This window comes from Litorivivens lipolytica (assembly GCF_014191715.1).
In the GTDB taxonomy this organism is placed as follows: domain Bacteria; phylum Pseudomonadota; class Gammaproteobacteria; order Pseudomonadales; family Spongiibacteraceae; genus Litorivivens; species Litorivivens lipolytica.
This window is the reverse complement of record NZ_JACHWY010000003.1, coordinates 601,981-616,439: the sequence shown is the minus strand read 5'-3', so window position 1 is coordinate 616,439 and position 14,459 is coordinate 601,981. Positions and strand designations below refer to the sequence as shown.

General features: G+C 57.1%; 15 protein-coding genes. 8 read left to right on the top strand and 7 right to left on the bottom strand.

Annotated elements, in window-relative coordinates; translation table 11 throughout:
- Positions 1-6: 6 nt before the first annotated feature.
- Genes argB through coaBC form a run of 3 tightly spaced genes read right to left on the bottom strand, consistent with a single transcriptional unit; the run spans position 7 to position 4,695 of the window.
- Positions 7-906, bottom strand: coding sequence for an acetylglutamate kinase (argB, locus tag FHR99_RS15045; protein WP_183411529.1), 900 nt, complete (start codon positions 904-906; stop codon positions 7-9).
- Between the two features lie 53 nt (positions 907-959).
- On the bottom strand, positions 960-3,428 hold the full coding sequence (locus tag FHR99_RS15040; protein WP_183411528.1) for a phosphomannomutase/phosphoglucomutase: 2,469 nt from the start codon (positions 3,426-3,428) through the stop codon (positions 960-962).
- A 58-nt stretch (positions 3,429-3,486) separates the two neighbouring features.
- On the bottom strand, positions 3,487-4,695 hold the full coding sequence (gene coaBC, locus FHR99_RS15035) for a bifunctional phosphopantothenoylcysteine decarboxylase/phosphopantothenate--cysteine ligase CoaBC (RefSeq protein ID WP_183411527.1): 1,209 nt from the start codon (positions 4,693-4,695) through the stop codon (positions 3,487-3,489).
- Positions 4,696-4,797: 102 nt separating this feature from the next.
- On the opposite strand from coaBC, the gene radC reads away from it, so the two are divergent.
- The 3 genes from radC (at position 4,798) to rpmG (ending at position 6,105) form a co-directional block, all read left to right on the top strand.
- Complete coding sequence (gene radC, locus FHR99_RS15030) at positions 4,798-5,472, top strand: RadC family protein (protein WP_183411526.1); 675 nt, start codon at positions 4,798-4,800, stop codon at positions 5,470-5,472.
- A gap of 221 nt (positions 5,473-5,693) precedes the next feature.
- Positions 5,694-5,930 carry a 50S ribosomal protein L28 gene (gene rpmB / locus FHR99_RS15025; protein WP_183411525.1) on the top strand — a complete coding sequence of 79 codons (237 nt, stop codon included), beginning with the start codon at positions 5,694-5,696 and terminating at the stop codon, positions 5,928-5,930.
- A 4-nt stretch (positions 5,931-5,934) separates the two neighbouring features.
- Entirely contained in the window at positions 5,935-6,105 is a 171-nt protein-coding gene (rpmG, locus tag FHR99_RS15020) for a 50S ribosomal protein L33 (RefSeq protein WP_183411524.1), read from the top strand.
- Between the two features lie 56 nt (positions 6,106-6,161).
- Here the strand turns inward: rpmG and FHR99_RS15015 are convergent, their stop codons facing one another.
- A complete protein-coding gene (locus tag FHR99_RS15015; protein WP_183411523.1) occupies positions 6,162-6,614 on the bottom strand; it encodes an SRPBCC domain-containing protein in 453 nt (150 codons plus the stop codon).
- Between the two features lie 88 nt (positions 6,615-6,702).
- On the opposite strand from FHR99_RS15015, the gene FHR99_RS15010 reads away from it, so the two are divergent.
- Genes FHR99_RS15010 through FHR99_RS15000 form a run of 3 tightly spaced genes read left to right on the top strand, consistent with a single transcriptional unit; the run spans position 6,703 to position 9,242 of the window.
- A complete protein-coding gene (locus FHR99_RS15010; protein ID WP_183411522.1) occupies positions 6,703-7,602 on the top strand; it encodes an alpha/beta fold hydrolase in 900 nt (299 codons plus the stop codon).
- A 51-nt stretch (positions 7,603-7,653) separates the two neighbouring features.
- On the top strand, positions 7,654-8,805 hold the full coding sequence (locus FHR99_RS15005; RefSeq protein WP_183411521.1) for an iron-containing alcohol dehydrogenase: 1,152 nt from the start codon (positions 7,654-7,656) through the stop codon (positions 8,803-8,805).
- An 8-nt stretch (positions 8,806-8,813) separates the two neighbouring features.
- Positions 8,814-9,242, top strand: coding sequence for an acyl-CoA thioesterase (locus FHR99_RS15000; RefSeq protein WP_183411520.1), 429 nt, complete (start codon positions 8,814-8,816; stop codon positions 9,240-9,242).
- Here FHR99_RS15000 and FHR99_RS14995 read toward each other — a convergent pair.
- From FHR99_RS14995 to truC, 3 genes are all read right to left on the bottom strand, one after another.
- Complete coding sequence (locus FHR99_RS14995; RefSeq protein ID WP_183411519.1) at positions 9,239-10,111, bottom strand: alpha/beta hydrolase fold domain-containing protein; 873 nt, start codon at positions 10,109-10,111, stop codon at positions 9,239-9,241. The genes FHR99_RS15000 and FHR99_RS14995 overlap by 4 nt on opposite strands.
- A gap of 43 nt (positions 10,112-10,154) precedes the next feature.
- Positions 10,155-10,994, bottom strand: coding sequence for an acyl-CoA thioesterase domain-containing protein (locus FHR99_RS14990; RefSeq protein WP_183411518.1), 840 nt, complete (start codon positions 10,992-10,994; stop codon positions 10,155-10,157).
- Between the two features lie 97 nt (positions 10,995-11,091).
- Positions 11,092-11,808, bottom strand: coding sequence for a tRNA pseudouridine(65) synthase TruC (gene truC / locus FHR99_RS14985; RefSeq protein WP_183411517.1), 717 nt, complete (start codon positions 11,806-11,808; stop codon positions 11,092-11,094).
- Positions 11,809-11,929: 121 nt separating this feature from the next.
- Here truC and FHR99_RS14980 point away from each other — a divergent pair, with 121 nt between their 5' ends.
- Together FHR99_RS14980 and FHR99_RS14975 are read left to right on the top strand one after the other, a co-directional pair.
- Entirely contained in the window at positions 11,930-12,592 is a 663-nt protein-coding gene (locus FHR99_RS14980; RefSeq protein WP_183411516.1) for a glutathione S-transferase family protein, read from the top strand.
- A gap of 99 nt (positions 12,593-12,691) precedes the next feature.
- Entirely contained in the window at positions 12,692-14,458 is a 1,767-nt protein-coding gene (locus FHR99_RS14975; RefSeq protein ID WP_183411515.1) for a bifunctional diguanylate cyclase/phosphodiesterase, read from the top strand.
- Position 14,459: the final 1 nt, after the last annotated feature.

The window sequence follows — 14,459 nt, the reverse complement described above, 5'->3', positions numbered from 1 at the left end:
TCAGTCTTATTCTTGGTTGGTGATCAAGGTGCCGACACCCCGATCTGTGAATATTTCCAACAATACCGCATGTGGCACCCTGCCGTCGATGATATGTGCGCTCACCACACCCGCCTTCACCGCGTCGAGGGCACAGCCGATTTTCGGCAACATACCGCCGTAAATGGTGCCATCGGCAATCAAATCATCGACTTGCTGGGTGCTGAGCCCGGTAAGCACCTTGCCTTCCTTGTCCATCAGGCCCGACACGTTGGTCAGCAGCATCAGCTTTTCGGCCTGCAGTTTTTCAGCCATTTTGCCGGCTACCAGATCGGCGTTGATGTTGTAGCTTTCGCCGTTTTTGTCGACACCAATCGGCGCGATAACAGGAATAAAGTCACTGTCCAACAACATATCGATGACACCGGCGTCGATGGACTCCACTTCGCCCACATGACCAATATCGATAATCTCGGGTACGGTCATTTCCGGCGTCTTTCTCGTCGCTTTCAGCTTTTTCGCGCGAATCAGCTGGCCGTCCTTACCGGTCAGGCCGATGGCCTTGCCGCCGTTGCGGTTGAGCAGCGACACAATTTCCTTGTTGACGCTGGCGCCGAGCACCATCTCTACCACATCCATTGTGGCGCTGTCGGTCACCCGCATACCGTCCACAAAACTGGATTCGATATTGAGCTTTTTCAGGAGCTCGCCAATCTGCGGGCCGCCGCCGTGAACCACAATCGGATTCATGCCAACCAGCTTCATCAACACGATATCGCGGGCAAACTGTTCTTTCAGTTCCTCCCCGTCCATCGCATTGCCACCAAATTTGACGACGATGGTCTTGCCGGTGAATTTCTGGATGTAGGGCAGTGCCTCGGTAAGAACGCGGGCGATATCAGAGGCGTTTACAACGCTGGGAGCCATAGCGGAATTCCATTCAATATCAGGTTTAAAAAATCGTGTGTGGTTTGGGCGGCCTAGAAATCGAGCGCCAGTGTCGGGTCAACCGCCCGCAGCGCATCGCGGAAGCGCGCCTGAATATTGGCGAGCTGTCCGGCGTTGTCGGCTTCGAAACGCAGGCTCAGGGCCGGTCCGGTATTCGACGCTCGCACCAGTCCCCAACCGTGGGGGTACTCCACTCGCAGCCCGTCGAGCGTGCTTACCTCCGCACCCTCAAAAAAGTTGGTCGACTTCAGCTGCTCGATAATTACAAACTTCTGCACTTCGTCACTGGGCACACTCAGTTCGGGAGTGACCACGCTCTGGGGCAATCGCTCGACGTGCTCGTGCAAACGCATGGCGCTGAGGCTGAGGAATTCAAGCATTCGGGCTGCCACATACATGCCATCGTCAAAACCGTACCAGCGCTCACGGAAAAAGATATGCCCGGTAAACTCACCGCCGAGTAAGGCGCCCGATTCCTGAATCTGGTTTTTGACATAGGAATGGCCAGAGCGGCACATGATGGGTAGCCCGCCAGCCTCGTTGATCATCCTTGGCAAGTGGCTGGAGCACTTAACGTCATACACCACCGGCGCTCCCGGATTGCGGGCAATCACATCCTGAGCCAGCAACATCAATGCCTGATCCGGGTAGACGGTATCCCCCTCACCGGTCACAAACACCACCCGGTCGCCGTCGCCGTCGAGGGCAATACCCAGATCGGCGCGCTTGGCTTTCACTGCGGCCTGCAAAGCACTGAGGTTGCCGGGGCGAGTCGGGTCCGGCTCGTGATTGGGAAAGTCGCCGTCCAGCTCACAGAACAGGGGCTCCACCATGCAGCCGAGCGCCTGAAAAACACGGGGCGCGACCGGGCCGGTCACGCCGTTGGCGGCATCCACCACCACTTTCAGACGCCGGGCCACCACCACGTCGCTCTTGATACGGTCAATGTATTCATCGACGATCGAACGGTTACTGTATTCACCCGGCACAGCCGCTTCAATATAGCTCTGGGCGCGAATGCGCTCGCGCAGGCCGAAAATAGCTTCTTCAGTCAGGCTGGACCCGCGAATCACCATTTTAATACCGTTGTATTCGCGGCCATTGTGGCTGCCCGTGACCATCAAGCCATTGCCAATTCCCAGCTCACGGGTCGCAAACTGCATGACCGGCGTAGGCACGGCGCCGAGATCCACCACCGCCACGCCACTCCAGCGCAGCCCCTCGACCAGCGCATCGCGAATACGCGGGCTGCTGTTGCGGCCGTCGCGCGCCACCAGAGTGACCCGCTGCTTTTGTTCGATCAGTTCGCTGCCTAGCGCCTTGCCAATTTCACGGCAGACGTCGGAGGTTAGTTCGAGATCGGCAATGCCGCGAATGTCATAGGCGCGGAAAATGGTGTCTTCAACCTCCACCGCAGTCGTCACGCCGCCGATAAAGGCATCCGAGTCATCCAAATCATCCGACAGATCGAGGCTGTCCAGCACCTCGTCAAAAGAGCCGCTATTGAGCTCCAACACAGGCTCGTCTTCTTGTTCCCGGTGATCGAAGGCCGCACGAATCAGCTTGTCCTGATGGGCATCGGCCTGAGCGGCCGCTCGCGCCCGCGCTTCGGCTTCACGCTGCGCTGATCGACGCTGCAGCTGCAGCTGCAGCAAGCCGATAATGAACTGACTAAACGTCGCCAGCAGAGCAATCACTGCCACCGTGTAGAGCGGCAGGTTGCGGCGGGTGAGGGTTTGGTAGCGAGACTCGTCCATAGTCACACGCACCAACCAGGCATCGCGCAACAGCATTTCCGCCTGAGCGCCACTTGCGCTGGCCTGGCCCCGGCTGGCAAGCGACTTCCAGCCGCCGTGCTGGCGATACAACAGCTCGGTTTTGATCACCTCTGGATTGGCACTGCGGCTCAGCCCGGCCTGGAGCGCCGATACCGAGAAGGTCGCGAGCAATACGCGGCCGGGATCGATCGCTTGGGCAAAGTGCAACTGCCAGCCGTTATCACCGCCAAAAGCATCGAGAATCAACTGCTGCTGTTCAACCGCCCGACGCAACAAGTCACGCTCAAGGTGGCGCAGGGCTTCCAACGCCTTATTGTTGCGATCCGCAATACCCAAGCTGGTAAAAGGAATCACCCGAATCTGCTCAGCGTTGGGCAAGTAGGTAGAAGGCGCTTCCGCACCGCCATCGGCAAGCCGTTCAGCCGCCCCTTCAACCAGCTTACTGAGATCATTTAGGTAGGCATCGGCCTGGCGGGCGCTGGTTTCAACATGGCTTTCCAGCGAGCCCATAACCTGCTCATGGTGATAGCGCGTGTTCAACAAGCTCAGCAGAAGCAAAACGATCAAGGTGACCGCAGGTAGCAGGAACGACAGCGAACGCAGGAATCCGGGTACGTCGCCGCGGCGCACTGCCAGCAGGGCGCGCCAGCCTTCGGGCTGGGTTTCGCGTCGCCCGACGGTGCCTCCTGCGTCAAGATCACTGATTCTGAAACGATTGCTCATGCTACGCCCTTTTCGGGCTGTCGCTTATGCTGCGCCACGTGTTGATACCACTCGTGCATTACGCCGGGTCCGTTGAATTTAGCAGTTGCGCCAGCTGTTCGATCAGGGCGTCGGCCAACTGCTGCTTGCCCATGCGCGGCAGAGCCTGTTCGCCGCGCGCTGTCAGCAAGATTACCTCATTCTGATCGCTGTTAAAGCCGATCCCCGCTACGGAGACATCGTTGGCAATAATTGCGTCCAGCTTTTTGCGCTCCAGTTTACCTTTAGCATAGCCGAGCACGTCCTGGGTTTCGGCGGCAAAACCTACCGTAAACGGTCGCGACTCGCTGGCAGAAACGGCGCTGATGATGTCCGGGTTACGCACCAGCGTCAGAGTCATTTCATCGTTCTGTTTCTTTATTTTTTGTTCGACCACCGTGGCCGGACGGTAATCAGCCACCGCCGCGCAACCAATAAATAGATCGCTTTCGGCGGTTCGCGCCAGCACAGCATCGTACATGTCCTGCGCGCTGACCACATCGATCCGCTCAACGCCCGCAGGTGTCGGCAAATTAACCGGGCCGGCCACCAAAGTGACACTGGCGCCCGCATCCGCAGCGGCGCGCGCCAGGGAAAAGCCCATCTTGCCGGAACTGTGATTGCTAATATAACGCACCGGATCAATGGCCTCGCGGGTAGGTCCGGCGGTAATCAACACCCGCATGCCATCGAGCAGGCGGCTTTCAAACTGCGCCTCACTCAAATCGGCCAGCTCACCCGGCTCCAGCATACGACCGAGCCCCACATCGCCACAGGCCTGCTCACCGGCACCGGGGCCATAGATGTGCACGCCACGCTCGCGCAGGGTATTCATATTTTCAGCGGTGGCTGGGTCCGCCCACATGGCTTGATTCATGGCCGGGGCCACAGCCTTTTTCGCCTGACAGGCCAGCCACAGGGTGGAGAGCAGATCATCTGCCTGGCCGTGGGCCAGCTTGGCGATAAAGTCGGCCGAGGCCGGCGCCACCAGCAAGAGATCGGCCCAGCGCGCCAGTTCGATATGCCCCATGGCCGCTTCAGCCTCGGGGTCGAGCAGGGAACTGTGCACCGGATTACCGGACAGGGCTTGCAGGGTCAGCGGCGTAATAAACTCGCGCGCCGCGTCGGTCATAACCACGTGCACCTCTGCGCCGCGTTCTTTTAAACGGCGCACCAGTTCGGCAGCTTTATAGGCGGCAATGCCCCCGGTAATCCCGAGCACAATGTGGCGGTTGTTGAGACGTGACATATTGCGGCGCGCGCCCTGTTGAATTGATAATGGCTAAACAGCCGCCATTATTGCAGTTTTTAAACGCTTACTCACTACCGGCGGCTCACCAGGGAGGGTGATATGGCAATAACGGACTGGCCTGCCGCGGAGCGCCCGCGCGAGCGACTACTTACTCACGGGGCGCAAAGCCTGTCGGATGCGGAGTTGTTGGCCATCTTTCTGCGCACCGGCCTGCCGGGCAAATCCGCTGTCGACCTCGCCCGCGAACTCCTCCAGCAATTTGGCAGCCTCAGCGCCCTGCTGTCGGCCAATCGCCAGCACTTCTGCCAATCACCTGGGCTGGGCGATGCCAAGTTCGCGCAATTACAGGCGGTGCTGGAAATGGCCCGACGCCACTTTCGGGAGGCCCTGCAACGCGACACGGTGCTGACCTGCGCCGAGGCCACCCGCCATTTCCTGCAAGCCCAGCTCAGAAATGAAGGTCGTGAAGTGTTTTCTGCCCTCTATCTCGACAATCAACACCACCTGCTGATTTACGAACCCCTTTTCTACGGCACCATCAATGGCGCGACGGTGTATCCGCGGGAGGTGGTGAAACGCGCGCTGGAGCTCAATGCCGCCGCCGTGATCGTAGCCCACAACCACCCCTCTGGCGTCGCCGAGCCCAGCCGCGCCGATATCGCCATCACCGCCCGGCTCAAACAGGCGCTGGAGGTGGTGGATATTCGCTTGCTGGATCACTGCATTGTGGCCGGCGCCGAGGTGGTGTCACTGGCGGAACGGGGCGAGGTATAGCGCAAGGCTCAGGCTGAAGGAAAAACCGACAATTTCTTGCGGCAGCGCCCGCCTTCTGGTATAAAGTCGCGCTCCGTTTCGACCGCTGCATTTCTCCGGTCGGAAAATCGGACCAGAATTCAGGCAATTCGCCCCGGCGATAGCCGAAAAATCGAGTTGAATCAGACCTTTGTAAAGAACAGCCCTTTGTGAAAAGGGACTGCAAGACGAGCGAGAGTATCATGTCCAGAGTGTGTCAGGTTACTGGTAAGCGTCCCGTAACCGGAAACAATGTATCCCACGCCAAAAACCGCACCAAGCGTCGTTTTTTGCCGAACCTGCACAGACATCGCTTCTGGGTGGAAGGTGAGAAGCGTTTCGTAACCCTGCGTGTTTCCAGCAAGGGTATGCGTATTATCGACAAGAAAGGTATCGATGCGGTTCTGACCGACATCCGTGCCCGCGGCGAGAAGGTATAACATCATGGCTAAGAAAGGTGTAACCGAGAAAATTCGTCTGGTGTCTTCTGCTGGCACTGGCCACTTCTATACCACGTACAAGAACAAGCGTAACTCGCCCGACAAGTTCGAGTTCATGAAGTACGATCCGGTTGTTCGCAAGCACGTGCCCTACAAGGAAGCCAAGATCAAGTAATTGATCTGCGTTTCTCGAGAAGCCCGGCTATGACCGGGCTTTTTTGTGCCTGAGATTTACGCCGCAGCCGCCGCGCGGCGTTCCGCCTCGTCCTTGATGCCCTGACTCATACGCCGAAAACCATCGCGCAGAAAGCGCGCCAGCAACAAACCCACCACCGGCGAAAACCAGCCGCTCAATTCAAACTTCGACTCATAGCGTGTGCGCCCATCAGCCAATGGCGCAATAGTGTGCGAGCGATAGCTTTTCATCGCGCCTAGCGGGGCCGGCTTGATGCCGTAGCTCAACAGCTTCCCGGGCTCATGTTCAAAAATAAATTCTTTTTGTGGCTGAGCCATAAAAGGCAGCACCCGGACCCGCATAAAAATCGGGTCACCGACCTTCAAGGTCGATTGGCACTGTTCAACAAAGGTATTCCACTGCGGGTAGGCATCGAGATCGGCAAGCACCGCCCACACCTGCTCGGGGCTGGCATTGATCTCATGACTATACTGAATATTAATTGGCATTATTTACCGCTCCTTTCGCGGCAGTCCTGTGCAATGGGCTGCAATTTTGCCATAGTTGGCGACCTGACGTGTTAGATAAACAATGACAATGCAAAGCAACGGAATTTCACCCGACAGCATCGATGCGTGGCTTGATGGCGGCGCTTACCTTTCCCTGCTGGGACACAACATTTTTTACCGGGATAGCGGCGCCGAAGACAAACCGGCGGTATTGCTGATACATGGCTACCCCACCTCCGGCTGGGACTGGCAGAAAATCTGGGGGCAGCTGGAGAAACACTACCGCCTGATTGCACCGGACATGCTCGGTTTCGGTTTCAGCGACAAGCCGCGCAACCACAACTACAGCATTCACGAGCAGGCGGACATCCTGGAGGCATTGGTTACCGAACTGGGGCTAACCCGCTTTCATGTGCTCGCCCATGACTACGGCGACACCGTAGCGCAGGAACTGCTCTACCGACAGAACGTGGGTAAAGGCAAGGGCCACTGGTTGTCTGCCTGCCTGCTCAACGGCGGCCTGTTTCCTGAAACCCATCGCGCACGACTGGTGCAAAAACTACTAGAGGGGCCACTCGGCGCCTATATTGCCCGGCTGTTTGGCAAGAATCAGTTTGAGCGCAGCTTCAGTGCCGTGTTCGGCAGCGCCAGTCGCCCGTCGCAAGCGGAACTGGACAGCTTCTGGCAATTGATCTGTCGCCAGCACGGCAACCAGATCATGCACAAGCTGATTCACTACATGGCAGATCGTCGTCAGCAACGGGATCGTTGGCTGTTGGCCCTGCGCGACAGCTGCGTACCGATTATGCTGATCAATGGCAGCGCCGACCCTGTGTCGGGCGCGCATATGGTGGCACGTTATCGCGAACTGGTGCGCCCCAACGATCCAATGCTGGAATTGCCCGATATCGGCCACTACCCTCAAGTAGAGGCACCGACCGCGGTAGCCAACGCTTACCACAAATTTTTGCAGGCAATTTCAAAATAGAGCGCGGGCCACAGACCTAACGGACACGGAATGTCGCAGAGGAGACGCACCATGGATTTTCAGTTTGAAACCTGTCGCCGCATGGTGTTTGCGCCGGGTGCCAGCGAACAGCTGCCCGCCTTCTGTCGGGAGCTTGAGCTTACCCACCTCTTGTTAGTCACCGACCCCGGACTATTGTCTACCGGCATTGTGGATACCCTCGGCAAACTGCTCGAACGCAGCGGCCTGTCGGTCAGCCGTTACAGCGACGTGGAAGCCGACCCGCCAGAGCAGGTTGTACTCGCCGCGGCAGACTACGCACGGCAGCAGGGCGTGGACGGCATTATCGGGCTCGGCGGCGGCAGCTCCATGGATGTGGCCAAACTGATTGCCGTACTGGCGCGCTCATCGCAACCGCTGAACGAGATGTACGGCATCGGCAATGTGCGAGGCGACCGCCTGCCGCTGATACAAATACCCACCACCGCCGGCACCGGCTCAGAGGTGACACCGATTGCGATTGTCACTACCGGTGAAACTACCAAGATGGGCGTGGTGTCTCCCCAGCTGTTGCCCGATATCGCCCTGCTCGACCCAGCCCTGACCACAGGCTTACCACCGGCCGTCACCGCCGCGACTGGCATCGATGCAATGGTGCACGCCATCGAGGCCTACACCTCAAAAATCAAAAAGAACCCCTACTCCGATATGCTGGCGCGTCAGGCGCTAACGCTAATGGCCGCCAATCTGCACACGGCCATCGAACAGGGCAACAACCTAGAAGCGCGAGCCAATATGTTGCTCGGCGCCTGCCTCGCCGGCCAGGCCTTTGCCAACGCCCCGGTCGCGGCGGTGCACGCCCTCGCCTACCCGCTCGGCGGTCACTACCACATTCCCCACGGCCTGAGTAATTCTCTGGTGCTACCCAGCGTGCTGGAATTTAACGCCAGTGCCGCGGCGAATCTCTATGCAGAACTGTTGCCCTGTGTGCGACCGGGCGACACCGTACTCTCACCCACCGCCGCCTGCGATCAGTTTATTCAGGCTATGCGACAGCTCGTCGCTCAGGCCCCTCTGCCACAAACTCTGAAGCAGGCCGGCGTACCGGAAAGCGATCTGGCCCTGTTGGCGAGCGACGCCATGCTGCAACAACGCTTGTTGGTGAATAATCCCAGAGAGGTCAGCGAGGCGGATGCGCTGGCGATTTATCGAGCGGCTTTCTGAGAAGAGCAATGGATAGAAAACAGCGCGACACCTACAAACGCTTTTACCCCATTACAACTCGCTGGATGGACAACGATATTTACGGTCACGTCAATAACGTGACCTACTATTCCTGGTTTGACAGTGCGGCCAATCGGTTTCTGATTGAGGAGTGCGGGCTCGACATCCACAACGGCGAGATGATTGGTTTTGTGGTGTCGTCGGGGTGTGAGTATCTGTCGCCGGTTGCTTACCCCGACGAGATTGAAGTGGGATTGGCAATTGAAAAGCTCGGCAACAGCTCGGTGCGCTACAACCTGGCGATTTTTAAAGTTGGGGAGGAAACTGCCAGCGCGCACGGACATTTTGTACATGTATTCGTGCAACGCGACACTCAACAAGCAACCAGAATCCCCGATGCCATGCGCGAAGCGATGACGACCTTGCTGATAGGCTAGTCTTTGTTTCGCCGCAAAAATCGCATGGCTTCTTCAATCGCCGAACCACTGGTGGCAAAGGCTGTCAGGTGACCGCGCCACTTCAGCAGATACAGCTCGGTATAAACGCCCGCCTCATCCAACTCGGCACGGAAATCTGTCGCGTGATCGTCACTGACTAACAGATCACTGCTGCCGTGGTAGAGGAAAAAGGGCGGCGCGTCTTTGTGAACATGTACGACGGGCGAGGCAGCCGCAAAGGTTTCAGGTACCTGATCAATCGTCCCGCCCAGAAATTGGAGTACCAAGGTACCGCCGGTAAACTTGCGCAGATCCGACGGCGTACCACCTGCCACTACCGCAACCGGCTTTGTCTCCCGACCGCCGTAGGGCTGATCGAGCTCACTACCCGTACCGGCGACCACGCCTAACAGGCTCACAAGGTGGGCGCCCGCCGAATAGCCGAGCGCTGATACCTGTTCAGGATCAATGCCATAGCGGTCAGCGTTGCGCTTTATCCAATGCATTGCCTGCTGCAGATCGTGTAGCTGCGCGGGGAATTGATAGTGAGGCGCAAAGCGGTAGGCGATGTTCACCGCCACAAAGCCGTGTGAGGCTAGCCGCTTGCTGATGCTTTCCATATCGTCGGGCGAACGACGCTCCCAACCACCGCCATGCACCACCAGCACCGCCGGAAAGGGCTCTGTGCCACTGGGTTGGTAAATATCCGCTTTCAGAGCCTGCGGCCAGTTATCGGGCGTGTAGGTCAGACCGCGGTGAATCTGGTACTCGGTTTTTGGCAGCGACACCGACTCGGCGTCAGTCGCTACGCCGGTGTGGGAGGCGCAAGCGGCTAGCACCGCCAATACGGGAAGAATGAGTAGTCGCACCGGAAGCTCCAAAGTCAAAACACTCTGTACGTAAAAACCGAGACTACCGATTTTTCAGCCTGAGCAGACCTTCCTGGGTGGCGGCTGCGACTAACTCGCCTTTGCGATTGTAGATGCGACCCCGACACCAGGCACGACCGTTGGCAGCGACGTCACTGTGGGTTTCGTACAACAGCCAGTCGTCCACCCGGAATGGCTTGTAAAACCAAAGCGCGTGATCGAGAGATATGGTCGCCATATCCGGATTCAGAAAGGACACCCCATGAGGGTTGAGGGCGGTAATCAGAATCGGGTTGTCTGAGGCGTAGGCCAGCAACTGCTGGTGCGTGGCCAGATCTTCACCGACATTGTCTGTGGCGCGAAACCAGTTGTAGGACACCGCCTCGCTCGGCTGCAGGTTGTCCAGATCCGGTGGATTGACCTTTCTGAATTCAATGGGCCACAGTCCCGTTCGGTTCGGAAAATATTTTTTGAGCCGCTGATCGTCGCTGATCAGTGCTTCTGGCGGGGGTACATCGGGCATGGTGCGGGCATGCTCAAAGCCATCTTCTTCAACTTGATAGGACAGCATGGCACTGAAAATCGCTCTACCGTATTGCTGAGCGACAACACGGCGGGTCATAAAACTGCGACCGTCGCGAATAGCTTCCACTTCGTATACCACTTGCCGATCGGGATCGCCCATGCGCAAAAAATAGGCGTGCATGGAATGCAGGGTGAATTCCTGCGGAACCGTTCTTCCGGCGGCACTTAAGGCCTGGGCCAGCACCTGACCACCGTATATTCGACCACCGCTGTTATGGGCGGCGCGGCCGGTATAAAGATTAATATCAATTTCTTCAAGCTGGTTGCAGGCCAATAAATCGGCGAGGGCTTTTTGCACGGTAAAACTCCTTTAAGCAGCTGGGTTTTTACCATCGCAGCCCGCGCAATGCCATACACGAAAATGCGCAAAGGCTCTGCATGCGCTGTACACGGTTTCACACCTCCCAGCCGAAGCGCTCACAGATGCCCACAAAGTCATGGCCCGGGTGCGCTTGCAGCCGGATGTCTTCCTGTGTCACCGGGTGCTTAAACCGCATTTCCACACAGGCCAACAGCAAGCGATGACAATCAAACTCCGTTTTGAAAAAGCGATTGTGCACGCCCTTACCATGCTTCGCGTCACCAATAATCGGGTGGGCGATGTGTTTCATATGACGGCGAATCTGGTGCTTGCGGCCGGTCTTGGGAAAGGCATCCACCAGTGAGTAGCGGGTTTGCGGGTAGCGCTCAACACAAACCGGAAGTTCAACGATGGCAAGCCGACGGTATTCGGTAACGGCGGGCTGGGCGGGCTTATTCTGCTGCGCCCGGCGGTCCGTCATTTTATCCAGCTCTTCGCTCAGCGCGTGATCGATCAAACCCTGCTCTGGAGCGTAGCCGCGCACGATGGCGAGGTAGCGCTTGTGAATCTGTTGCGCCGAAAACTGCTCGCCCAGCCGGCGGGCAACCTCAGAATTCAGCGCAAACAGCAATACGCCTGATGTCGGCTTGTCGAGTCGATGCACGGGGTACACACGCTGTCCGATCTGATCTCGCACCAGTTGCAGCGCAAAGCGGGTTTCGTGACGATCAATGGCACTGCGGTGTACCAGCAGACCGCTGGGCTTGTTGACGGCAATCAGGTGATCATCGCGGAAAAGAATATCTAACATGGCCTTATTGCTTCCGAACGTCGGCCTTCATTGTACCCTGCGCAGGCCTTGTGCATGACTGCACTCGACTGTTCGGGAAAAGAGAGCTAGCGTTCCATTATCACAATAACGGAGCTCTACGATGAAAATTACCCTATTCGGCATCCCCCTTTCGCCTTACGTCCGCAAAGTCCGGGCGACCCTTGCCTACAAGAACATTCCCTACGAAGAAGTCTTTGTCATTCCCAGCAGCCCTGATCAACCCGAAGAGTTCAAGGCCAATAGCCCACTGGGCAAAATCCCTCTGCTGAAAATCGACGACCGCTACCTGAGCGATTCCTCCGTGATCTGCGCTTGGCTGGAACGGGAGTTCCCGGAAAAACCGCTCCTACCCCAAGACAACTTTGACGCAGCACAGGCACTGTGGTTTGAAGAGTACGCCGGCTCAGTGATGACGACGGCGATGGCCGCGCATCTCTTTGCTGAAGTCGTTCTCGCAAAAGCCGTATTCAATCGCGAGCCCATTCAATCGGATATCGACAAGGCCCTGAATGTCGAGCTGCCTGCGATCTTTGACTACCTTGAGCCACGGATTCAGGGGCACACCCTGCTGGCCTCAGGCTTTTCCATGGCAGATATTGCAGTGGGTGCCATCAGCACCGCAATGCTCCATTCCGGCCACTCGGTCGACCCGAAAACCTGGCCAAATACTGCCAGATACCTCTCAGGCTTACTCGAAGGCGAATTATTTTCCGGGCTGATAGCCGAGGAAAAACAATTGCTTGCGAGCTTTGGAATCGGCTGACCGGGAATTTTCCCGTTTTGTCACGGGGCTGTCACAAACTGGGCGTTTAATGAACAACTGGGGGGCATATCCGCAGTTTTCTAGAGCGCCTGAACTATTATGTTAGACCACGACAGCCAGAAAGACATTCTCGACATCCTGCGCAATCGACGGCTCAGCAGTGTCTTTCAACCTATTGTTGATATGCGTAGCCGGGATTTTCTCGCTGTGGAGGCCCTTACCCGCGGCCCCCAGGGCAGCCCCTTGCACAGCCCGGCGGTTCTTTTTCCCACCGCGGAAAGCGTCGGACTGATTCGCGAACTGGAGTTGTCGGCGTTGGAAGGTGCTGCAATGGCCTTTCGCAAGCTCAACCTGAAAGCCAAATTATTCGTCAATATCAGTCCGATGAGTCTGGTATCTGCGAATGCCGTTACCATCGCGCGCAATATACTCGCTCGCACCGGCCTCAGCGCCACCAATGTGGTGCTGGAGCTGTCCGAGCAATACCAGACAGAAGACTACTCAGCGCTGACGAAATCTCTGGCGGCATTCAAACAGGAAGGTTTCGGCATCGCCGTAGACGATCTTGGCGCAGGCTACGCCGGTTTGAAAACCTGGTCACAGCTGCACCCCGACTTTGTAAAAATTGATCGTCACTTTATCAGCGGCATCGATGAAGATCCGATCAAGCGCGAGTTTGTACGCTCCATTATGACGATGGCGCAGGAAATAAAATCCCGCGTCATTGCCGAAGGAGTAGAAACCTTTGAGGAAGCGCAGGTACTGCGTGAATTGGGCGTGCGATACACACAGGGTTATCTGTTCGGTCGACCCAATGCCCATCCTCGAATCAGTGACAACGTAAATCGTGTGGCTGATCGCCCCGCCATGCGCGACCGCGCGCTGGCCAATCGGAAAGTTATCGGTGCACTGGCCCAAGACTTCCCATCAATCGATGTCCATACGCGGCTGGAAGATGTGGTCAGACTATTCAAGACTCACAGCAGTATCAGCAGTCTGCCCGTACTTCTCCACCATACACCCACCGGCATTATCAGTCGTCAGCAGGTACTGGAAATTTTCTCCGAGCGCTTCGGGCCAGAGCTACACGGCCGCAAACCCGTGGCGCAGTTTATGAACGACCAGCCGATTGTGGTGGAATTCGATACGCCGCTGGAAGATGTGAGCTACCTTTTGACCGAGGACGTACAACAGGACCTGATTCAAGATCTGATCATCGCCCAGCAGGGTCGCTACCGCGGCATTGCCAAAACCTCTGCGCTGCTACGTGCCATTACCGACCAGCAAATCAGTAGTGCCCGCCACGCGAATCCATTAACCCAGCTGCCGGGCAACGTGCCGATTAACGAACGCGCTCAGTCACTGATCAATGAACAAAACGAATTCTGGGTGGCCTATTGCGATCTCAATGACTTCAAGGCATTTAACGATGTCTACGGCTATGCCTTGGGCGACAAGGCCATATTGCTGCTCGCCAATCTGCTGAGCGAAGCCATTGATAGCGATATAGACTTTGTTGGTCATATCGGCGGCGATGATTTTATTTTGTTGATGCGCAGCGAAAATACGCCTGATTTGTGCGCGACGATCTGCGACACCTTTAGCAATCAGATACGACAGCTTTACGATCCGGTCGCGCTGGGCAAAAAGGGAATCTGGTCACAGGACAGACAAGGGCAACGCAGCTTCTTTCCGCTGATGAGTTTGTCGATTGGTTTAGTAAAACCTGAACTGACCGCCGGTTTGCGTGCTGACGACATCAGCACGCTAGCCAGCATGGCCAAGAAGGAGGCCAAGCGAATGCCCAATGGCGGGGTGTTTATTTCCGATACACGACACCCCGGCTACTGGCGTGCCGCTGGCTGAA

What these genes read in the sequence shown, in the direction of transcription:
- argB (WP_183411529.1), bottom strand. Translation starts at nt 906, where the DNA reads ATGGCTCCCAGCGTTGTAAACGCCTCTGATATCGCCCGCGTTCTTACC.
- FHR99_RS15040 (WP_183411528.1), bottom strand. Translation starts at nt 3,428, where the DNA reads ATGAGCAATCGTTTCAGAATCAGTGATCTTGACGCAGGAGGCACCGTC.
- coaBC (WP_183411527.1), bottom strand. Translation starts at nt 4,695, where the DNA reads ATGTCACGTCTCAACAACCGCCACATTGTGCTCGGGATTACCGGGGGC.
- radC (WP_183411526.1), top strand. Translation starts at nt 4,798, where the DNA reads ATGGCAATAACGGACTGGCCTGCCGCGGAGCGCCCGCGCGAGCGACTA.
- rpmB (WP_183411525.1), top strand. Translation starts at nt 5,694, where the DNA reads ATGTCCAGAGTGTGTCAGGTTACTGGTAAGCGTCCCGTAACCGGAAAC.
- rpmG (WP_183411524.1), top strand. Translation starts at nt 5,935, where the DNA reads ATGGCTAAGAAAGGTGTAACCGAGAAAATTCGTCTGGTGTCTTCTGCT.
- FHR99_RS15015 (WP_183411523.1), bottom strand. Translation starts at nt 6,614, where the DNA reads ATGCCAATTAATATTCAGTATAGTCATGAGATCAATGCCAGCCCCGAG.
- FHR99_RS15010 (WP_183411522.1), top strand. Translation starts at nt 6,703, where the DNA reads ATGCAAAGCAACGGAATTTCACCCGACAGCATCGATGCGTGGCTTGAT.
- FHR99_RS15005 (WP_183411521.1), top strand. Translation starts at nt 7,654, where the DNA reads ATGGATTTTCAGTTTGAAACCTGTCGCCGCATGGTGTTTGCGCCGGGT.
- FHR99_RS15000 (WP_183411520.1), top strand. Translation starts at nt 8,814, where the DNA reads ATGGATAGAAAACAGCGCGACACCTACAAACGCTTTTACCCCATTACA.
- truC (WP_183411517.1), bottom strand. Translation starts at nt 11,808, where the DNA reads ATGTTAGATATTCTTTTCCGCGATGATCACCTGATTGCCGTCAACAAG.
- FHR99_RS14980 (WP_183411516.1), top strand. Translation starts at nt 11,930, where the DNA reads ATGAAAATTACCCTATTCGGCATCCCCCTTTCGCCTTACGTCCGCAAA.
- FHR99_RS14975 (WP_183411515.1), top strand. Translation starts at nt 12,692, where the DNA reads ATGTTAGACCACGACAGCCAGAAAGACATTCTCGACATCCTGCGCAAT.